Annotated in this window: 15 protein-coding genes and 2 pseudogenes; 8 read left to right on the top strand and 9 right to left on the bottom strand. The window is 57.9% G+C overall.

Annotation, left to right across the window (positions count from 1 at the left end; all coding sequences use genetic code 11):
* Window positions 1-547: 547 nt before the first annotated feature.
* Window positions 548-1,093, top strand: a complete 546-nt coding sequence (folE, locus tag FX982_RS15735; protein WP_122535150.1) for a GTP cyclohydrolase I FolE — start codon at window positions 548-550, stop codon at window positions 1,091-1,093.
* Between the two features lie 79 nt (window positions 1,094-1,172).
* On the top strand, window positions 1,173-1,538 hold the full coding sequence (locus FX982_RS15730) for a glutathione S-transferase N-terminal domain-containing protein (protein ID WP_172611551.1): 366 nt from the start codon (window positions 1,173-1,175) through the stop codon (window positions 1,536-1,538).
* Between the two features lie 132 nt (window positions 1,539-1,670).
* Here FX982_RS15730 and FX982_RS15725 read toward each other — a convergent pair whose 3' ends face one another.
* Genes FX982_RS15725 through FX982_RS15715 form a run of 3 tightly spaced genes read right to left on the bottom strand, consistent with a single transcriptional unit; the run spans window position 1,671 to window position 3,920 of the window.
* Window positions 1,671-2,057 carry a lysozyme inhibitor LprI family protein gene (locus FX982_RS15725; RefSeq protein WP_172611550.1) on the bottom strand — a complete coding sequence of 129 codons (387 nt, stop codon included), beginning with the start codon at window positions 2,055-2,057 and terminating at the stop codon, window positions 1,671-1,673.
* 33 nt (window positions 2,058-2,090) lie between these two features.
* Window positions 2,091-2,693 carry a glutathione S-transferase family protein gene (locus FX982_RS15720; protein ID WP_122535146.1) on the bottom strand — a complete coding sequence of 201 codons (603 nt, stop codon included), beginning with the start codon at window positions 2,691-2,693 and terminating at the stop codon, window positions 2,091-2,093.
* Between the two features lie 60 nt (window positions 2,694-2,753).
* Window positions 2,754-3,920 (bottom strand): PLP-dependent aminotransferase family protein, encoded by a 1,167-nt coding sequence (locus FX982_RS15715; RefSeq protein ID WP_172613070.1) that lies wholly within the window; start codon window positions 3,918-3,920, stop codon window positions 2,754-2,756.
* Between the two features lie 81 nt (window positions 3,921-4,001).
* Between FX982_RS15715 and FX982_RS15710 the strand changes: the two genes are divergently transcribed.
* The gene (locus FX982_RS15710) at window positions 4,002-4,445 is read left to right on the top strand and encodes a MarR family transcriptional regulator (RefSeq protein WP_172611549.1); all 444 of its coding nucleotides are present in this window, start codon (window positions 4,002-4,004) and stop codon (window positions 4,443-4,445) included.
* A gap of 128 nt (window positions 4,446-4,573) precedes the next feature.
* Window positions 4,574-5,764, top strand: coding sequence for a benzoate/H(+) symporter BenE family transporter (locus FX982_RS15705; RefSeq protein ID WP_172611548.1), 1,191 nt, complete (start codon window positions 4,574-4,576; stop codon window positions 5,762-5,764).
* A 38-nt stretch (window positions 5,765-5,802) separates the two neighbouring features.
* Here the strand turns inward: FX982_RS15705 and FX982_RS24840 are convergent, their stop codons facing one another.
* The 3 genes and pseudogenes from FX982_RS24840 to FX982_RS15695 all read right to left on the bottom strand — a co-directional run bounded on the left by FX982_RS24840 (window position 5,803) and on the right by FX982_RS15695 (window position 8,868).
* Window positions 5,803-6,507: a methyl-accepting chemotaxis protein gene (locus tag FX982_RS24840; protein WP_438826332.1), complete on the bottom strand. Its 705-nt coding sequence runs from the start codon at window positions 6,505-6,507 to the stop codon at window positions 5,803-5,805.
* A 204-nt stretch (window positions 6,508-6,711) separates the two neighbouring features.
* Window positions 6,712-6,801: pseudogene (locus FX982_RS24835) on the bottom strand (HAMP domain-containing protein); the annotation flags it as partial.
* 1,137 nt (window positions 6,802-7,938) lie between these two features.
* The gene (locus FX982_RS15695; protein ID WP_172611546.1) at window positions 7,939-8,868 is read right to left on the bottom strand and encodes a S66 peptidase family protein; all 930 of its coding nucleotides are present in this window, start codon (window positions 8,866-8,868) and stop codon (window positions 7,939-7,941) included.
* A gap of 585 nt (window positions 8,869-9,453) precedes the next feature.
* Between FX982_RS15695 and FX982_RS15690 the strand changes: the two genes are divergently transcribed.
* From FX982_RS15690 to FX982_RS15680, 3 genes are all read left to right on the top strand, one after another.
* The gene (locus FX982_RS15690) at window positions 9,454-11,223 is read left to right on the top strand and encodes a GmrSD restriction endonuclease domain-containing protein (RefSeq protein WP_172611545.1); all 1,770 of its coding nucleotides are present in this window, start codon (window positions 9,454-9,456) and stop codon (window positions 11,221-11,223) included.
* A 439-nt stretch (window positions 11,224-11,662) separates the two neighbouring features.
* Window positions 11,663-12,271 (top strand): hypothetical protein, encoded by a 609-nt coding sequence (locus tag FX982_RS15685; protein WP_172611544.1) that lies wholly within the window; start codon window positions 11,663-11,665, stop codon window positions 12,269-12,271.
* A 355-nt stretch (window positions 12,272-12,626) separates the two neighbouring features.
* A complete protein-coding gene (locus tag FX982_RS15680; protein ID WP_172611543.1) occupies window positions 12,627-14,354 on the top strand; it encodes a hypothetical protein in 1,728 nt (575 codons plus the stop codon).
* 275 nt (window positions 14,355-14,629) lie between these two features.
* On the opposite strand, the pseudogene FX982_RS15675 reads toward FX982_RS15680, so the two are convergent.
* From FX982_RS15675 to FX982_RS15665, 3 genes and pseudogenes are all read right to left on the bottom strand, one after another.
* Window positions 14,630-15,063: pseudogene (locus tag FX982_RS15675) on the bottom strand (GNAT family N-acetyltransferase).
* Between the two features lie 151 nt (window positions 15,064-15,214).
* On the bottom strand, window positions 15,215-15,853 hold the full coding sequence (locus FX982_RS15670) for a hypothetical protein (RefSeq protein WP_172611542.1): 639 nt from the start codon (window positions 15,851-15,853) through the stop codon (window positions 15,215-15,217).
* Between the two features lie 109 nt (window positions 15,854-15,962).
* Entirely contained in the window at window positions 15,963-16,355 is a 393-nt protein-coding gene (locus tag FX982_RS15665) for an SseB family protein (RefSeq protein ID WP_254074805.1), read from the bottom strand.
* A gap of 260 nt (window positions 16,356-16,615) precedes the next feature.
* Here FX982_RS15665 and FX982_RS15660 point away from each other — a divergent pair, with 260 nt between their 5' ends.
* Window positions 16,616-18,814 carry a TonB-dependent receptor gene (locus FX982_RS15660; protein ID WP_172611541.1) on the top strand — a complete coding sequence of 733 codons (2,199 nt, stop codon included), beginning with the start codon at window positions 16,616-16,618 and terminating at the stop codon, window positions 18,812-18,814.
* Window positions 18,815-18,822 lie beyond the last annotated feature (8 nt).

The following is an 18,822-nucleotide window of genomic DNA, read 5'->3' as shown; positions in this document are numbered from 1 at the left end:
CAGCAAGCCGGCTCCTACGGATTCTGCAGTGCTCATTCAACCAGTTGCTCAGCCGAGTGAAGAGCGACATCACAATTAGCGCGGGCCTGGACCGCCGCCACCGCCGCCGCCACCAGGGCTGCCGCCTTCATAGTGACCACCGCCGCCACCGCCTCCGTGCCCCCCATGGCCTCCCCCGCCCGGGCCCCAGAATGGCCAGCATCCGGACATGGCCGACATCACCGCGATGACCATCGCGACTTTCGCTATACGACTCAACATTTCGATTTCTCTCTTAACGCGGGCTTGATCACAGGTATTCATCACCTGCTGCTTGAGACAGCACGCGCCCGTAAATCCGCGTCGCGGTTTGGTACCGATCGCGTATCGAAACTGATACGCAGAGCTGTGCTTTCTCAAGGGACCGAGCGCGAGCTTTTGGCACGGCGGCGCCATGCCGCAGGCCTCTCGGCCGCCTGCCGTACCCCTGCGCGCCCAGCTACGCTACTATGTGCGCCTTTGCAGGCCCGCAACCCTGCGTTTTTTGAACCCACACGGAACACACTCTGTGACTCTGGAACAGAACTACACCGCCATCCTCGGCCAACTCGGCGAAGACGTCTCCCGCGAAGGCCTGCGCGACACACCGAAACGCGCAGCCAAAGCCATGCAGTACCTTTGCCGCGGCTATGAGCAAACCCTCGAAGAAGTCACCAACGGTGCGCTGTTCAGCTCCGACAACAGCGAAATGGTGGTGGTCAAGGACATCGAGTTGTACTCGCTGTGCGAACACCATTTGCTGCCCTTCATCGGCAAGGCCCACGTCGCCTATATCCCGAGCGGCAAAGTGCTGGGCCTGTCGAAGGTCGCGCGCATCGTCGACATGTACGCCCGTCGCCTGCAGATCCAGGAAAACCTCAGCCGCCAGATCGCCGAAGCCATTCAGCAGGTCACCGGCGCGATGGGTGTGGCGGTTGTCATCGAAGCCAAGCACATGTGCATGATGATGCGCGGCGTCGAGAAGCAGAATTCATCGATGATCACGTCGGTGATGCTGGGCGAGTTCCGTGAAAACGCCGCGACCCGCACCGAGTTTCTCAGCCTGATCAAGTGATCCCGGCATCCTGAAGGCCGCAGCATCAGGCTGCGGCTGTCTGGCGGCGCGTGCCGCCGAGTGAGGTTTTAGCGTGTTGATGAAAGCAGTGAGAGTCGGTCTCGGCCAGCTCGTGATCGCGGGCGATTTCCTGACCCGGCCGAGCAAGAAGAAGCGTTCTCCCGAAGCCCAGGCTGCCGTCGATGCGTCGGCCAAAGCGCTGACGCTGTATCAGTTCCACGCCTGCCCGTTTTGTGTGAAAACCCGCCGGGCAATGCGCCGTTTGAACGTGCCCGTGGCCCTTCGTGACGCAAAGAACAACGAGCCGGATCGCCAGGCACTGCTCAGCGGCGGCGGCCGGATCAAGGTGCCTTGCCTGCGGATTGAGGAAGAAGGTCAGACGGTGTGGATGTATGAATCGAAAGTGATCATCGATTATCTGGAGAAGCGATTCTCAGCGGTTTGACGCAATCCACTTGTGAGAGCGGGGATCACCCACGCTCTCAGCCATCCCGCAAAGCCTGTGGGAGCGAGCTTGCTCGCGAAGGTGGCGTGTCTGCTGGTGGAGATTCAGCGAAAGCCACGGCCTCTTCCGCCTTTACTTCGGGCACCCTTCCTGACGACACGCCGTATACGCCTTCAACTGCTCAACCCGCACTTTGGTCTGGGCTGACAGGCACTGCGCCTGAACCAGCGGCCACATGCTTCCGCCGTCCTCCCGCTTGCCGGCCTGATACTGGCAATCGGCGTCACGAAACGCGATCCACTTCTTCTGCGCACCCTGCAGCGCTTTCTTGCGTGCCGGCGTCTTCAGATAGCCCATCTGCGTGTTGTATTGCGTGTTCAACTCCGCGTCCAGCGCGGCGTACTCTTTGCTCGCGCACTGATTCATCGACGCCTGATTGGCGTCGCATTCCTGAGCCTGGGCCGAGCAGCCGATGCCCAGCGCCATCAGCATGCCGACCGCGATCATCCTGTACTGCATGTCTCATCTCCTTTTAATGAACAACGCCAATCGTCAATCCAGCATGCCGACGTAACCCGGTTGCTGCTTGACCCGCGCGAGCCAGGCTTGAATCGCCGGGAACTGCGCCAGGTCGAAGCCGCCCTGATCGGCCACGTGAGTGTAGGCATACAGCGCAATGTCGGCGATGGAGAAACTATCCCCTACCAGAAACGGCGTGCGCAGCAACTGCTGCTCCATGACTTTCAGGGCCTTATTACCGCGCCGGTGCAGCGAGTGGTATTCCTCCATCCGCTCTTCTGGCAGCCCCAGGTAAAACTGAATGAAGCGCGCCACCGCCAGGGTCGGCTCGTGGCTGTATTGCTCGAAGAACTGCCACTGCAGCATTTGCGTGCGCAGGCGCGGCTCGGTCAGCAGGTAAGGCGTGCCTTCGGCGAGGAAATTGAGAATCGCGTTGGACTCCCACAAGCAGGTGCCGTCCTCGAGCTCAAGCACCGGAATCTTGCCGTTCGGGTTCTTCGCCAAAAACGCTTCGGTTTCGGTCTCGCCCTTGAGGATGTCCACCGGGACCCACTCGTATTGAGTGCCGAGCAGGTGGAGCATCAGCTTGATCTTGTAGCAGTTGCCCGAGTTGTAATCGCCGTAAACCTTGTACATCAACCCTCTCCCCTCAATCGTGTGCCGTCAGTCGTGCCGGTCGTGCGTGTGCGCAATGTATCAGGCCGCCTGTGAAAGCTGTGTGTGCCGAATGACGGCGGCGAGTCGTTTCAAGCCTTCGTCGAGGCGCTCGGGGTCGATGTGACTGAAGTTCAGCCGCAGATAACCCGGGTTCGCGTCCGGATCGGCAAAGAACGGCTCGCCCGGCATGAACGCCACGTTCTGCGCCAGGGCACTGTCGAGCAACGTGCGGGTGTCGATTTTGTGCTTGAGCGTCAGCCAGAAAAACAGGCCGCCCTGGGGACTGTTCCACTCGGCCAGATCAGCAAAGTGCCGTTGCAGCGCGGCCTCGAACGCATCGCGACGGGTGCGATAAAAGCTGCGCAGTTCCAGCAGATGCTGCTCATAGTGCTCGCTGCCGATCCACTGCAACGCCTGCCATTGACCCACGCGATTGGTGTGCAGATCAGCCGATTGCTTGAGCTTGAGCAGATGCGGGAACAGATCAGGCGTGGCGATCAGGTAGCCCACGCGCAACCCCGGCATCAGGGTTTTCGACACGGTGCCGGTGTAGATCCAGCTGGCTTTTTTCAGGCGGCTGACGATGGGCCGGGCGCTGCCGCCGTCGAAGGTCAGCTCGCGGTACGGCTCGTCTTCGATCAGGGTGACGCCAAATTCGTCGAGCAACGCCGCTACCGCATCCCGCGCGGTTTCGCTGTAACGCACCGCCGACGGATTCTGGAAGGTGGGAATCAGGTACGCGAACGACGGCGAGTGCTGCTCCAGTCGCTGACGCAGTGCGTTGAGGTCCGGGCCTTCGGCGAGCAGCGGCACGGTCAGGCAGTCGGCGCCGAACAACTGGAAGATCTGCAGCGCGGCCAGATAGGTCGGCGCTTCGAGCAGGATCTCGGTGCCCTTGTCGATGTACAGCTTGGCGGCCAGATCCAGCGTCTGCTGGGAACCGCTGACGATCATCACCTGACTCGCGTCGCAGTCGATGCCCAACGCCCGCGCCTGAGCGGCCAGCGCCTCACGCAGCTGCGGCTCGCCTTCGCTCATGCCGTACTGGCCGATGCTGCGCGGCATGTCAGCCCACTCGCTCTTGGGCAACATGGCCTCGGCCGGCAATCCGCCTGCGAACGACATCATCTCCGGGCGCTGGGCGGCGGCGAGGATTTCGCGAATCAGTGAACTCTTCAAACGGGTAACGCGTTCGGAAAATGGCATCGGATCACCGCTGGCGGAGAGAAAGGGGAATACGTCAAACTGGTTGACCGAAATTACGATGCTGCGCACGGATACGTCAATATGCTTGACCTTAAAAATTCATCGACCCAGCAAATTGCCATGGAAGCGTTTTTCTTCGGCTACCAGGCGTTCACCGCCAAGGCCGATGAAATGCTCGACCGTCGTGGATTGAGTCGGGTGCACCAGCGCATTGTGTTTTTCATCGCCCGCTATCCGGGCCTGAGCGTGAAGGAACTGCTCGGCAAGCTGGGGGTGAGCAAGCAGGCGCTGAACACGCCGCTGCGGCAGTTGATCGAGATGGAGCTGGTGCTCAGCGTCGCGCCCGAGGACGACAAACGTAAGCGCCTGCTGGAGCTGACCGCCGAGGGACGCAAATTTGAAGAGTCGTTGCGCCGCGAGCAGGTCAAGCTGCTGCAGCGGGTGTTTGCCGAAGCCGGTCGCGAAGCGGTGGATGGCTGGATGGCGGTGAATCAGGCGCTGGGCAATACGATGGCCCGCGGCTGAACCGCCGGTTTACAGACCGCGGCCGAAACTGTGCCGACCATTGCGCCGATGGCTGTATTGCAACGGGGCATGACCACTGCGTATAGGCTGGCGGTTCTGTTCAACCGTTGCGCCAAGGATAGACCCGCATGACTGAAGTGCCCCTCGCGCCATTGCGACCGCTGACCGACTCTTCGCCCTCCGCCATCGTCGCCGGCTTCATCGCCATGATGACCGGCGTCACCAGTTCGCTGGTGCTGATGTTTCAGGCCGGTCAGGCCGCCGGGCTGACCTCGGCGCAGATTTCCTCCTGGATCTGGGCGCTGTTCATGGGCATGGCGGTGTGCAGCATCGGGCTGTCGCTGCGCTATCGCTCGCCGATCACGGTGGCGTGGTCGACACCGGGCGCTGCGTTGCTGATCACCAGCCTGGGCGGCGTCGCCTACCCCGAAGCGATCGGCGCGTTCATCACCTGCTCGGTATTGGTGATTATTTGTGGGGTCACCGGCAGCTTCGAACGGCTGGTCAAGCGCTTGCCCACATCACTGGCGGCGGCACTGCTGGCGGGGATTCTGTTCAAGATCGGCAGCGAAATCTTCGTCGCCGCACAACACCGCACCGGCCTGGTGCTGGGCATGTTCTTCACTTACTTGATCGTCAAACGTTACTCGCCGCGCTACGCCGTGCTGGTGACGTTGTTGGTCGGTGTCGCGCTGTCGGGCATGCTCGGCCTGCTGAATTTCAGCGGCTTCGCCCTGGAAGTGGCGATGCCGGTCTGGACCACGCCGTCGTTCTCTATCGCGGCGACCGTCAGCATCGGCATTCCGCTGTTCGTCGTCGCCATGACCTCGCAGAACATGCCGGGCGTTGCGGTCCTGCGCGCAGACGGTTATCAGGTGCCGGCCTCGCCCCTGATCACCGCCACCGGGATTATCTCGCTGATCACCGCACCCTTTGGCGCCCACGGCATCAACCTCGCGGCCATCAGTGCCGCCATCTGCACCGGCCCCCACGCCCACGAAGACCGCGACAAGCGCTACACGGCGGCGATCTGGTGCGGGATTTTCTATGCCACCGCGGGGGTGTTCGGCGCGACGCTGGCGGCACTGTTCGCAGCGTTTCCAAAGGAACTGGTGCTGTCGATTGCGGCTCTGGCGCTGTTCGGCTCGATCATCAATGGCCTGACCGTGGCCATGAACGAGCCGAAGGAGCGCGAAGCGGCGCTGATCACCTTCATGGTCACCGCATCGGGGCTCACGCTGTTCTCCATCGGTTCAGCGTTCTGGGGGATTGTCGCGGGGGTGTTGACGCTGCTGATTCTCAACTATCGCAACGCCTGAGGATCATGCCGTGCGGCCCGAAGAACGGGCCGCCGATTTCACAGTTTGAAATGCCCCACCATGCCTTTCAATTCCATGCCCAGCGACGCCAGCTCGATGCTGGAAGCCGCGTTGCCCTGCATCGCCAGCGCGGACTGGTCGGCACTGGCGCGGATGCTGGTGACGCTGCGGTTGATCTCTTCCGCCACCGAACTCTGTTCTTCCGCCGCAGCGGCAATCTGCTGGTTCATTTGCTGAATCATCGACACCGCCGCGGCAATGCTGCCCAGCGCGCTCTCGGTCTGCAGCGCATCGCTCACCGCCAGCTTGACCAGCTCGCCGCTGCTCTGAATCTGCGCCACCGACGCCTGGGCACCGCTTTGCAGACGGCTGACAAGGCGCTCGATTTCTTCCGTGGACTGTTGCGTGCGCTTGGCCAGCGCGCGGACTTCATCGGCCACCACCGCAAAGCCCCTGCCCTGCTCACCGGCCCGTGCCGCTTCGATGGCCGCGTTCAGTGCCAGCAGGTTGGTCTGCTCGGCGACGCTTTTGATCACGCCGAGCACTGTGCCGATGTTCTGGATTTCCGCGCTGAGGTTCTCGATGGAGTCGCTGGCGGAACGAGACGACGAGGCCAGCTGTTCGATCCGCTGCATGCTCTGGCGCACCACGGTCTGGCCCGAGTCGACCTTGGCGTCGGCGGTCTGCGCCGCGAGCGCCGCTTCTTCCGCATTGCGTGCGACATCGTGAACGGTGGCAGTCATCTGGTTCATCGCCGTGGCCACTTGCTCGGTCTCCTCCTTCTGGCTGCTGACTTCCAGATTGGTCTGCTCGGTCACCGCCGACAGGGAATGGGCGGACGTCGCCAACTGCTCAATGCCCGCCTGCAGGCCGCTGACGATGGTGCTCAACCCCGCGCCCATCTGCTGCATCGCTTGCATCAACTGGCCGATTTCGTCCTTGCGGGTGACATTCACGGTGCGGCTCAGGTCGCCGGCTGCAATCCGCTGAGCCGTGGCAATGACGCTGCGCAGCGGCGCGACGATCAGGCGCGTCATCACCAGCGCCGCGATCAGCCCGACCACCAGCGCCAGCACGGAAGAGGCGATGATCATCATCGAGTTAGCCTGCAACTCGCTCTGCATCGACTGGCCTTCGGCGTCGTAGGCCTGATTGACCTGCTGCACCACGGCTTTGGCGTTGCTCGCCAGTTGCTGCGAGACCTTCGCTTCCGACTCCAGCAGCCCGGTGTATTCGTTGAGCTTGTCGCTGAAATTGCTGATGTGCCCGCCCACTTCGGTCAGCACCGTGAGGTAACCGGCGTCCTTGATCACGCCCTTGAGCTGCTCGGCCAGTTCCTGCGCCTGAACCGCCTGCTCGATCTTGCCGGTCTTGACCTCCTCGCCCGAGCCCGTCTTGCGGCTCTTGTCGAGGCGCACCCGGGCCTCGTCCATGGCCTGCATCATCAGTTTGGACACCTGGCTGACCTGACCGGCCTGCTCGATGAACTCCGCGCCCTGCTGGCCCTGGGAATCCTTCAGCGTGTAGGCGCCATCATCGGCCAGCCCCGCCTGCAACACGTCGAGGTTATTGGCGACGCTGGACACCGACCAACTGGCCATTTCCAGCGCCAGGTCCTTGCTCTGACTGATGCTGACGAACTCGTCGAAAGAAGCACGATAGGCCGCCAGCGCCTGTTGCACCTGGCCCATCACCTGCTCGTTGATCGGCGCACCCGCCTTTAGCTGCTCCGCCTGGGCATTCAGGCCATCGAGCCCGGCGTGAACCTGATCGACCACCTTCGGATCGCCGTGCAAGGCGTAATCCTGCTCCAGCAGCCGCACGCGATTCACGTCACCGTTGAGAGTGGTCATCGCCTTCAGGCTGTCGAAATGCGCGCTGATCGAGCGCAACGACCAGACCCCGATGGCCGCGACCAGCGCCGTCAACAGCAGCACCAGCACGAACCCGATGCCCAGCTTCTTGGCCATCCCCAGATTGGCGAAACGCGTCTTCACGGCAGACATCATCAGTTTCCGCTCCACAGCTTGAGGGCGCACATGGCAAGGCCATCCGCGCGCGGCCAATCAATATCCGTGGAGATTCGCAATGCCCAAGGGGCAAAACAAGGTGTTGGCGCCTGAATGATGGCAAATAGCTAGAGCGAGGTCGCTTACAGAACGGTGATCGTCGTACTAGCGCGTGGCCGGGGCCACCGTCAGGGTGCCCGCCTCGGTGTCGAGCACCGCACGAGTGCCCAACGCCACCGCCAAGTTGCGGTCGCCATGGCCGATGGACAGACCGCCCAAGACCGGAATGCCCAGATCGCCCAGGCGCTCAATCAAGACATCGGGCGGCCGGATCGGGTTATTGCCGTGACCCGGCTCGCTGAACTGACCCAACGCGATGCCGCCAAGCCGTTGCAGAATCCCGCAATTGAGCAGATGGGTGATATTGCGATCAACCCGATACGCCAGCTCGCCAACGTCTTCGAGCAGCAGGATTGCGCCTTCCAGATCCGGCATGAACGGCGTGCCGATGCAGGTACTCAGCATGCTCAAGTTGCCGCCGAGCAGCACGCCCTCGACGGAGCCGGACGTGCGCACGCTGAAGGTGGGTTCTGCCGGGGCGGCATGGATGACGGAAGGCTCGGTGCTCATCAATGCCTGCTTGAGCGTGCTTGCGAAGATGCCGCCCTTCTCCAACTGCGCCGCCACCGGGCCGTGAACCGTGGCGAGACTCGTGTGGGTCCAGAGTGCGGCGTGCAAGGCAGTGATGTCCGAGAAGCCGACCACCAGTTTTGGATCACGAAGCACCGCGTTGTAGTCGAGTTGGCCGAGGATGCGTTGAACGCCGTAGCCGCCACGGTTGCACAGGACAGCGCGGATTTCGGGGTCGGCCAGGGCGTCGTTTAGATCGGAAATGCGATTGGCGTCGGTGCCTGCCAGGAACCCGATGTTGTCCAGAGCGTGGGGGTAGACGCGGGGGCGTAATCCCCAGGAGGTGAGTTCCCGTACGGCTGCCTCGACCCGGGCTGCGGCGACTGGGCCGGCTGGGGACACCAGCGCTACGGCGTCGCCAGCGCGAAGGACTTTAGGGTGGAGGGTTGGGCGGGAGGCAGGCATTTTTGGGGGCTCGGCGGGTGTTTGGTGATGGGTGCAATGTAGAGCACTGGGGGGAGTGAATCCAGTGGAGGGTGCGCATGTGGTGTGCAGGATAGGCTTGTCAAGGGGGAATTAATGGAGGCGCACCGTGGTGGTTTTTAAGGACTCACCGCTGTCGCCGCGTGTATTGAAGATCGCGGCACACAGCTTTATTGAGGGGGTTTAGATGAAGTACTGACGCTCTAACCACGCGCATGCCTGACTGATAGTTAGTGAAGACTCACGTCTCATAGATGCTTGGCTGGCGTACGGCGCGCAGCTGCTTTGCGACCCAATGCGAGCGGCAGCTATCGACCCATAGCAGCTCAACGACAACGGGAGAAATCGGACAGCAGATGGTCGTATTCACCTCTTACAGCAGCCATTGACACCGCGAAGTGCTTGCGTGATGGAACAGAAGGCGTGGTGGATATCGGCACTGGGCGGAGTGCCTGACCTACTGTCGATTAAAATATCTCGCTCCCTTCGGTACACGGTTGCCTTCACTCCATGATATTCACTATGCTGCGATACCCAGTCGAGAAGTATTTTTAAGGGCAAGGACGAATGGCAGACTTAGCTTCGCAACAAACCCCTATCCAGTCGGTTTATAATTGGTATCGGGAAGATAAGCTGTACGTAAATCGGCGATATCAAAGAAAGCTAGTTTGGACGCTAGAAGAGAAACAAAAGCTGGTAGAGTCAATCATCAAAAAGTACCCTATTCCAGCTATATTATTAGCCGAAAGAGAGGAAGAGCCAGGTACATACGAAATTATTGACGGACTGCAGCGCCTCCATGCGATAGTCTCGTTTATAGAGACAGCGTTCCCGACCCTTGAAGGGAATCATTTCGACCTTACTTACTTCCCTACCGCTAAAGCGCATGCGGATGCTGGCGATTTTACGCCCGAGGAAGCCCAGTCTTATATCGGGCAAAAAGAGATTGGTACATTATTAGATTATCCTTTGGCACTTTCAGTTATGCGCAAGGCCACGGATGCTGAAATCAATGACGTTTTCGACAGAATCAATACCTACGGTCATCGGCTAAGCGATCAGGAAAGGCGGCAAGCCGGCGTTCAGAATGATTTGTCAGATATGGTGCGCTTGGTGGCATGCAGTTTGAGGGGCGACGAGTCTTCAAACACTCTTGTGCTTCGAGCTATGCCTTCAATAAGTATTGATCTCCCTAAAACTAAGCATGGCTATGAGATTCAAGCTGATGAGGTTTTCTGGGTCGCTCAGGGCATTCTAAAGTCCACCGATCTACGCGATAGCATGGATGAACAATGCATAGCGGATGTGGCCGTTTGTATTGTGAGCCCTGCTTTGATTGAGAGATCAAAGGACGCTTTAGATAAAATATATACTGCCAATTCGGTAGAGAGCAATCAGGCTCTTGCTGCTGTTGAGGTTTATGGAACTGAGCGTTTTGCTCATGAGTTCAAATACTGCGTAGACGAGATTTTAAAAATTTGCCAGGTCCATCCGGTGGCAAAACTGAGAACCATTGTTTTCGAGACGAGTAGTACTAATGCTTTCCCATCTTTTTTTGCAGTAATTATAATTGCAGTACATGAACTGGTATTTAAGGAGCATCGGAAAATATCCGATTATGCTGCGGTACGGAAGGCTATTACTAACCTTAACGGACGAATCTCTACGGGTAGGCAATCGACTTCATCCGACGAAAGAAGAATTAGTGTAAATACAATCAAGACATTGATAAATCCACACTGTGTGGACATGGGTGCAGACCGGCCAGTTTTTGGTGGGCACGCTACTGCTGATATCGATGCTGTGATTAGGCGCTCAGAGATTGAACTGTCTAACTATGAGCTGAAGCAAGGCATGCTCTCGCTAGCTGATGACCGCCATATCGATGAAAACCTGATACAGAAGGTCGTAAAGACAATCTGCGCTATCGCAAATAACGGTGCAGGCCAGTTTGGGAAGCTTATCCTTGGCGTTACTGATAAGGTCGCAGATTCTGAGCGGGTACTAAAACTTGATGGCGTTCAGGCAGTCAAAGTAGCCCGCCGCCATATTGTTGGAATTTCCAGAGAAGCTAAGCAGCTCGGGATCAGCGTCGAAGATTATTATGCGCGATGGAAGTCATATATAAGCGATTCTGATTTATCAGAACCATTGAAAACATCTGTGCTATCTAATATCGATTACAATACGTACTTTGGGCTCGGCGTAATTGTGATTACGATCCCACCGCAAGGAGAACTGTCGTACTATGGAGGTGATGTTTACTGGCGAGATGGAGATGAGACAAAGCTAGCCGAGGATTCTAGACGTGTTGCCTCTTTAGCAAAACGGTTTTAAGTAGCAACTCTCGTTAGTGCAAGTGGTTTATTAACGATCGGAGATTGCCGCTGCGAAATGCGGCAATTTCTTTTCGATATGAATTGCACGCGAACTTTTCGTCTGACTTGAACCCGCGCGTGCTTAACGAATTTTAGCGATCACCGGATCGTGTATACACGGGCTCACCCGAACTGTATTTAATCTGAGTTAAGCGACAAGCCTGGGGAGATCAAATATGCAATGTCGGCTGTGTCAATCAGAAGCTAAGCTCATCAATAGTCATCTAATTCCGAAAGCCGCCTACAAATTTGTGAAAAACTCACCTGCAGAGGGTGGGGATCCACCCGTGAGAATTGACACGCAGATAGGCTCTGCGAATTATAACGAGAAACAGATTACGAGCTTTCTCCTCTGCGCAAACTGTGAGGATCTGTTCTCCAAGAATGGGGAGAAAGCGATGGGTAACCTGTGGGCCACTCACACCAAATTTCCTCTTTTAAATATGTTGAAACAACAAGCGCATATTGTTACTGGGAAAAGAATTGGCGTATACGATTCGTCAAAAATCGATAAAAAAATACGAGATGCGCTGTTCTATTTTGCTGTGAGCATATTTTGGCGAGCTCAAGTTTGGGATTGGACAAGGCAAACTGATACGTATAGAAAAGCTTTGGGATCCAAATACGAATTGGCATTTAGGCGCTACCTATTAGGAGTTGCCGAACTACCTAACGTAAGGTTATTGGTGATCTTAAATAACTCCACCACCTTGAACGGACTTATTTCGCTCCCGTATGCGGGCAAAACTAAAGGCTGTTATGTTCACAACTTCGATATGCTAGGAATGAAATTTTCACTGGTTGTTGGAGGGCATCCGCCGACAATTTTAGAAGCTGCATTTGATCATTTCAGTTCGAACGTCATTTTTCTATCCTCGGACTTCGAATTCTCACCGGATTTTCTGCAGATAGCCAAGACAGTTCAGACGACAGTTGCACCGAAAGGGCGTCTAGCGTTGATGGAGCCCGATTTCGGCATAGGTGTAGCACCACGGAACGGACCGTGATGCAGGATTGGCAAAATTAGGACGATAAGGGTGCATATTTATTCCAAGAAAATAAATCTTTTTCCTTACCTTCGTCTCTCATGTGCAAAAAGGCCCTGAACCACACTCTTGTCATCTCCGGTTCCTTTATAGGAAGTCCTCCCGTAACTGCATCTGCGTGGGAGTGACGCTGGACCGGGCTCTGTTCATGGGCCCTTTCATCGAAAGCAAAACGTCATCACTCTGAAACACAAACGTCAAATACCGCCGTTCCAACAGGAACCGGAACACCGCATTCAGCCACACACCCTCTGGAAAACCATCCTTGATAGCAGCGATGTCGTACTGCATCCCTATAACCAGAGAGGACCTCCCTATGCGCGTGTCTGGCCAGCAACCCCCCGTTTCTTCCTCCATCGAACTTCAGCAACGGTCAAATTCAACGGCTGCCACCGGCCAAGCTTCCGTCGAGCAGGGTCATCCTCAATCCGCTGAGGTCAGCGCAGCGGCGCTGAACCAGGCCCAAAGCATGAAGCATTTGCTCACTACCTATGTGAGCAGTCAGTTCCAGCCCTACAAAGATCGCCTGGATCCTGAATCGGGGCACCGGGGGGAGATCGATCGAATCGTAGAGAGCCGAGTCAACAAGCTGATGGAGGAGAACATCTCGTTCCAGGAGCTTGGAACGTTGATGGAAAAAGCCCAGAAAATGGACCGCAACGCTTCAATGGTGTCGGGGACGGCGGGCGGGGTGCCGTTCGCGGTGGCGTCGTCGCTCCAGGCGGCCATTCCCGTGATCACGGGGATTGGGGCAAACATACAGAACCCGGTAGCAAAAGCGGCAGCCCTGGGGACGATTTCACTCGCGGCGGCGTCAGCGATGGATCAGGTCGGCGGCGCTTCCATTAAAAAACTTCGAGAAGACGCGTACTACCTGCATGCGCCTGCGGACAAACTGCATGATTCGTTGAATGCCGCGCTGGAGACTATCGATACCACCGCGAACCTGGCCATCCAGAACGCCAAGGAGGCGCAGACGTTCACGATGCGAAACGCACTAAGGACGGTTGTCAGCCCAGTGGTGGCGGCGATCAATCCGAAGGCCGAGCCCATTGTGGACACAGCCATTGCCATTGCGGGTGGACTCGCTGCCGGGACCGGCACCGGGTACCTCGCCAACAGTCGGCGCACCGAACAAGGCACCAGTGGCCCTGCGCTGCTGCTGGGACGGAGAGATGCCGAGGCCAAAGAGGATCTGAGTCAGGAAACAGAATGGATCGACACGTTGAAGGCACTGCGGGACGCGAAAACCATTCGTACGCCGCTCGCCAATGGAGTGGGACGTCTGGCCGACGCCGGCCGCACCTTGGTAACCGATCCGCTCGGAGCGGTATCGAGAACCGCCAAAGCCACCTTCACCCCTTCCGGCGCCGCTAATGTCAGCACGCTGACCGCTGGCTTCACCGCACTGGAAGCCGGTAAAGGCGCTGCGGTCAATGCCTTGAGCGCGCAGCACCCCGCGCTGAGTTCATTTGCAAAACACGCCGTCAATACAGTGGGCGGCTCGGTCGTGTTCGGCAGCAACGCTGCAGGTGTGGCAGTCGGGGACAAGCTGGTTGACGACTTCAAATCGCGACGCAAGACAGCGGCGGAACCCACGACGGGCGCTACCGAGACCGCTCAATCCGTGCATGAAGATCCGACCGACGCTGCCGGCGAGACTCCCGCCGACGAGGCAACCCGCACCAGTAGACCGTCCAGTCAACGATCCCAGCGGGCGGCGTCTGACTCGAATTCTCTTCCACGAACCAGCCTCACCGGCAACCGGATCACGAATGCCGAGAACCCGGCGCCCTCCTCTACCAAGTCTCCAGCAGGCAGTCTTCGGGCTAGCCTCAAGGGTGAGCAGGCGCAGCCCACGATCAGCGGCGGCCCCTCCAGCGAAGCAGCGCGGCCAGGGTCGAGGTCTTCGGCGGCACCTGCCCCCCTTCAGGTTCAAACCCCGGTGCCGGTGGATGATTCCTCGGATGACGACGCCAGCTTCCACACTGCGACGTCGGATAACGGATCCGTCTACCACACTCCGCCGCAAAGCCCGGTTTGAGGGGGTGGGACGATAAGGTGTGAAATCGCCGGCCGCCGTCGTCGGAGACGAGGATAATGCGGCCGGGACTTCGCATGTGATTTCGCCGTGGATGAACGACTGCAGTCATCGGGTTTAATCCACAGTTGCCTGAGTCAGATAAGGATCGATGACGAACGCGCGTCTACCTTTGCCAGGTGTTGGAGCACACTCACCTGCGCACCAGTGCAGCCTTTGCGCTCCGGGGCGTTGAGCGTAAACGTCCTGATCTGGGTCAGCTGACTTCTCCAGCCCCCTCAAGCATCACTCCCCCGATCCAGTGTTTTTAAAAGTGTGTGACGACTCCACGGCCCGCAGTATCCCGGAAGATGTGCAACGACTTGGTAACCGCAACGTTTATACCAGTCAGCCACGCCATCATCGAGGGTCTCAATAACTGCATCCCGTCAGCCACGCGCTCGAGCCAGGGCCTCAAGTCGGTGCAAAAGCTCAGTGCCGATTTTCCGCCCTCGCCAAGCTGCATCCACCCACAGGTATTGATAAAAAGACGGTCGAACTCGGTGCGGCCGGTAACGCCACCTATTAAGATTTCATCATCCAACACCGTACAAGCGATAGGGTTCGCGACACCGCCCTGCTCACGGGACAAGTTCTGACCATGATTTATGACGCCATCAGAAACGGCTTGCAGATGCTGTACGTGAATGCCGCAGGTTCGCCATTCCTTCATGTCATTTCCTTATGTCCGGCGTACCACGCGATCTTGCGCAAGTGCCGTGCCTATAAGCGTTCGATTGGCTGCTTATGGTCAGGAGTGGCTGATGGCAGCCTGCGCCACTTAAGCTGCAGCGGACCTTGAGTGATGACTATTCGCTTAACTGTTACGGCGAAGGTGCTGCGTTGGCCGTATACCAGCCCGACGGTGTCTTTGCACATACTTGCGGTCTTAACGGGGTTTCGACGGTAGTGTCGGCCTGAGTGGATAGTTGTCGAACGGCAATCACGCAGCCTGCTTTCCACGTGCTGACTTTCATTATTTGAAGTTCCATTTCATAGTCTTTGCCGGGTTCGGGAATGAACGTGACAGGTGCGGGAAAGCATGACATCTGCGAGCCGCCCATGCCGAATCCTGCAATAAAGGGTTTTCCAGCCGGGATGACATGCTCGTCAAACACCTTGGATGACTGATTGATGGCTTTGCTCGCCTTACTTGCAGGCATGCCAACCACGCTGTTTTGGCTGTCTGTCGCCCGAAAAGGGTAGAGTCCGGCCGAGTCGACATGCGCCGTTTGCCAACCTGCTTCTTCAGGCGTTTTGGTGAGCAGGGAATCGTTGTAAAACGCCTCGCAGGTCTGGCCGCTGATGAAGCCCGCATGGGTGGTGTCGCCCGTGATCAGGCGCACGCGAGCAGTGTTAGACGGGTCATATTGGCTGATTTGTGCTTCGTTGCGGACATCGGTCTTAGTACTGGCGCAGCCGATAAGGGTCAGGCTTACGGCCAGCGGCATGAGTAAACGCATGGGTAATATCCATATTCTGCGATGGTTGATGGCCGCAACCATACTATGAAGGGACTGTGCTCGCCCACTTCGGGGTAGGCATCTGGCCATCCTAACTACCGACCCGCTGTCATGGCTCCATTCCCCCGCTCCCGTTTCCATACAGCGCGCGCAACGGTAAAGCCGGGTTAAGGAAAAGAGGCGCGCCCAGTGTGATTTCAAACAGCGATCTGGCCGGGATTTCTACGTAGGATTCTTCGCTGTCTATGGACCCTTGCAATACGTTCAACGAAGAAAAAAACGGGATGACAGGTGAGCCGTCAGCCTTCTGCCAATTCGCGATGCTGATGTTGCTGCCCGCCTCGAGCGTTACATGACCTTTGCCAGTCCCGGCAGTGCCAAGCACATAGACAACTGAGTTCAGCAGCGTGTTGAAAAACTCAGGTCGATGGGCCGGCTCATCCGCCGCCAGCCTGAGTGCTTGTTCGAGGGCGTTTTCTTGCTGGTTGTTCATGATTTCCATCCGTGGCTCCATCAAAACAGACAAGAAATGAGTGCAAAGCGCGCGTAGTTTTCCACGGGAGTGTGAAAACAGGAAGGACAGGCGGCTCTGCTGATGGCAGCGCTTTGCATTCGACATCGTCAGGCGTTTCACACGATGTGAAAAATGTGTCGTCAGTGGCAACAAACTTAAAAGCACTCTGATATCATTCTCACCTGCGAATACTTCGCATTGCCAGGGAGGCGTCAACCCGTTCTGATCACTTTGCTGGGTAGCCCGTAATGTTCCTTTCGCATCCGTTTCGCCCCACCCTGCTTGCGCTTTGCTGCTCTGCGAGCTTCATCGCCAATGCTGCCGATTCGGCGCTTGAGCTCGGCGCTACTGACATAAACGCGGATGCCGTCAAGGCTAATTCCAACACGCTGCCTGAGGTCTACGCAGGTGGTCAGGTCGCTCGTGGCGGGCAGATGGGTGTTCTGGGTAATCAGGACAACATGAACGTCCCTTTCACCATGACCAGCTATACCTCCCAGCTTATCGAGGATCAGCAGGCTGAAGATGTGGGAGACGTACTCCTCAACGACCCGTCGGTGCGCCAGTCTTACGGCTTCGGTAACCAGTCGCAGATATTCGTGATCCGCGGTTTGCCGTTGGCAGGCGACGATATCTCGTACGGCGGTTTGTACGGGGTCCTTCCTCGGCAAATTCTCTCCACGGACGCCATTGAGCGGGTGGAAGTATTCAAAGGTCCCAACGCGTTTATCAACGGCGTGAGCCCCACCGGTACGGGCTTGGGTGGCAGCGTGAATTTGCAGCCCAACCGTGCTGAAGACGTGCCGACTCGCCGTTACACCCAAGACATCAGTTCTGACGGCCGCGTTGGTGAGCATCTGGACCTTGGCCAACGCTTCGGCGAGGGCAACCGATTCGGAGCGCGAGTCAACCTTAGCCAACGCGAAGGCGACACTGCGATTGATGACGAAAACCAGCGCACCAAGTTGTTCGTCGCGGGACTCGATTATCGGGGTGACACCTTTCGCGTCTCTACCGACTTTGGCTACCAGAAACAGCGCATCAACGGTTTACGCAACACCGTGCAATTGGGTAATGCGACAAAAATCCCGACCGCCCCTGACGCCAGCCACAACTACGGCCAGGATTGGACTAATGCCGAAACCGAAGACACGTTCGGCATGATGCGTGGCGACTGGGACCTGAATGAAAACTGGACTGCCTACCTTGCAGGGGGCGCCAAGCATACGCGTGAAACGGGCGTATACGGCACGCCAACCCTCGTAGGTAATAACGGAGTTGCAACTGTCGGCGGCTCTGAGATCCCGCACAATGAGGACAACACCAGCTTTGCAGCGGGGCTTAACGGTCATGTTCAAACCGGGCCGGTGAGTCATCAGATCGCGATTGGCGCCTCTACCATCTGGACCCAGCAAGAGAACGCCTACACCTTCTACCGCCCGGTCACCGGGAATACCAATATCTACACCACACCTAGTCTGCCCAAGCCAACGGCGGTCTCCAGCACTGGCGGCGATATGGGCGATCCGGGTGTCACCGGCAAAACCCGCAACCGAAGCCTGGCCGTTTCCGACACAGTTGGCTTGTTCGACGACAGTTTGCTGCTGACCTATGGCGTACGCCGTCAGCAGCTGCGCGTAGAGAACTACTCATACGACGGCACCACTTCCAACGGAGCGGCTAACGCGGCCAATGACGGCAGCCGTACTTCACTTTACGACGAATCCATCACCACGCCGGTGTACGGCATCGTCTATAAACCGACTGACACCGTTTCCCTGTATGCAAACCGCATTGAAGGCTTGGCCAAAGGGCCGGTCGCATCCGGTACCGTCACCAACCTTGGGGAGGCTTTCCCGCCTGGCCGCACCAAGCAACTGGAAGCGGGTATCAAGCTGGACATGCAATCGTTCGGCGCAAATCTTGGTGTGTTCCGAATCGAGAAGCCCAGCGATGGCTACGTCGATGCTACCCAGCGCCTCTACATTCGCGACGGCGAGCAGGTGAACAAAGGGGTTGAGCTGAGCGTGTTTGGTGAGCCCATCGAAGGCCTGCGCCTGATGGCAGGCGGCACGCGCATGACCTCGGAGCTGAAGAAGACTGCGGGCGGGCTCGCTGATGGCAACCATGCCATCGGGGTGCCCACCTTCCAGCTAAATGCGAGCGTCGACTGGGACGTTCCTGGCCTGGAGGGAGCTGCCCTTAGCGCCCGTATGCTTCGTACTGGAGGCCAGTATGCGGACCAGGCCAATAACCTGAGCCTTCCCACCTGGAATCGGTTCGATGCCGGCGCGCGCTACACCTTCAAGGTCGATCAAAAGGACCTGACGTTGCGCGTCAATGTGGAGAACATCACCGACAAGAACTACTGGGCCTCAGCCAACGGCGGCTATCTCAGCCAGGGCGACCCGCGTCTGGTCAAACTCTCAGGCACCATAGACTTCTAAATCAGAGC

The organism is Pseudomonas graminis (genome assembly GCF_013201545.1).
Lineage (GTDB): Bacteria > Pseudomonadota > Gammaproteobacteria > Pseudomonadales > Pseudomonadaceae > Aquipseudomonas.
Note: the sequence above shows the minus strand (reverse complement) of the source record. Positions and strands in the feature narration are given on the sequence as shown.

Excerpts from the sequence above, each read along its gene's own strand:
- FX982_RS15730 (WP_172611551.1), top strand. The coding sequence starts at position 1,173 with ATGAAAGCAGTGAGAGTCGGTCTCGGCCAGCTCGTGATCGCGGGCGAT.
- FX982_RS15690 (WP_172611545.1), top strand. The coding sequence starts at position 9,454 with ATGGCAGACTTAGCTTCGCAACAAACCCCTATCCAGTCGGTTTATAAT.
- FX982_RS24840 (WP_438826332.1), bottom strand. The coding sequence starts at position 6,507 with ATGACTGCCACCGTTCACGATGTCGCACGCAATGCGGAAGAAGCGGCG.
- FX982_RS15695 (WP_172611546.1), bottom strand. The coding sequence starts at position 8,868 with ATGCCTGCCTCCCGCCCAACCCTCCACCCTAAAGTCCTTCGCGCTGGC.
- FX982_RS15710 (WP_172611549.1), top strand. The coding sequence starts at position 4,002 with ATGCTTGACCTTAAAAATTCATCGACCCAGCAAATTGCCATGGAAGCG.
- FX982_RS15685 (WP_172611544.1), top strand. The coding sequence starts at position 11,663 with ATGGGTAACCTGTGGGCCACTCACACCAAATTTCCTCTTTTAAATATG.
- FX982_RS15680 (WP_172611543.1), top strand. The coding sequence starts at position 12,627 with ATGCGCGTGTCTGGCCAGCAACCCCCCGTTTCTTCCTCCATCGAACTT.
- FX982_RS15715 (WP_172613070.1), bottom strand. The coding sequence starts at position 3,920 with ATGCCATTTTCCGAACGCGTTACCCGTTTGAAGAGTTCACTGATTCGC.
- FX982_RS15720 (WP_122535146.1), bottom strand. The coding sequence starts at position 2,693 with ATGTACAAGGTTTACGGCGATTACAACTCGGGCAACTGCTACAAGATC.
- FX982_RS15725 (WP_172611550.1), bottom strand. The coding sequence starts at position 2,057 with ATGCAGTACAGGATGATCGCGGTCGGCATGCTGATGGCGCTGGGCATC.
- FX982_RS15665 (WP_254074805.1), bottom strand. The coding sequence starts at position 16,355 with ATGGAAATCATGAACAACCAGCAAGAAAACGCCCTCGAACAAGCACTC.
- FX982_RS15660 (WP_172611541.1), top strand. The coding sequence starts at position 16,616 with ATGTTCCTTTCGCATCCGTTTCGCCCCACCCTGCTTGCGCTTTGCTGC.
- FX982_RS15705 (WP_172611548.1), top strand. The coding sequence starts at position 4,574 with ATGACTGAAGTGCCCCTCGCGCCATTGCGACCGCTGACCGACTCTTCG.
- FX982_RS15670 (WP_172611542.1), bottom strand. The coding sequence starts at position 15,853 with ATGCGTTTACTCATGCCGCTGGCCGTAAGCCTGACCCTTATCGGCTGC.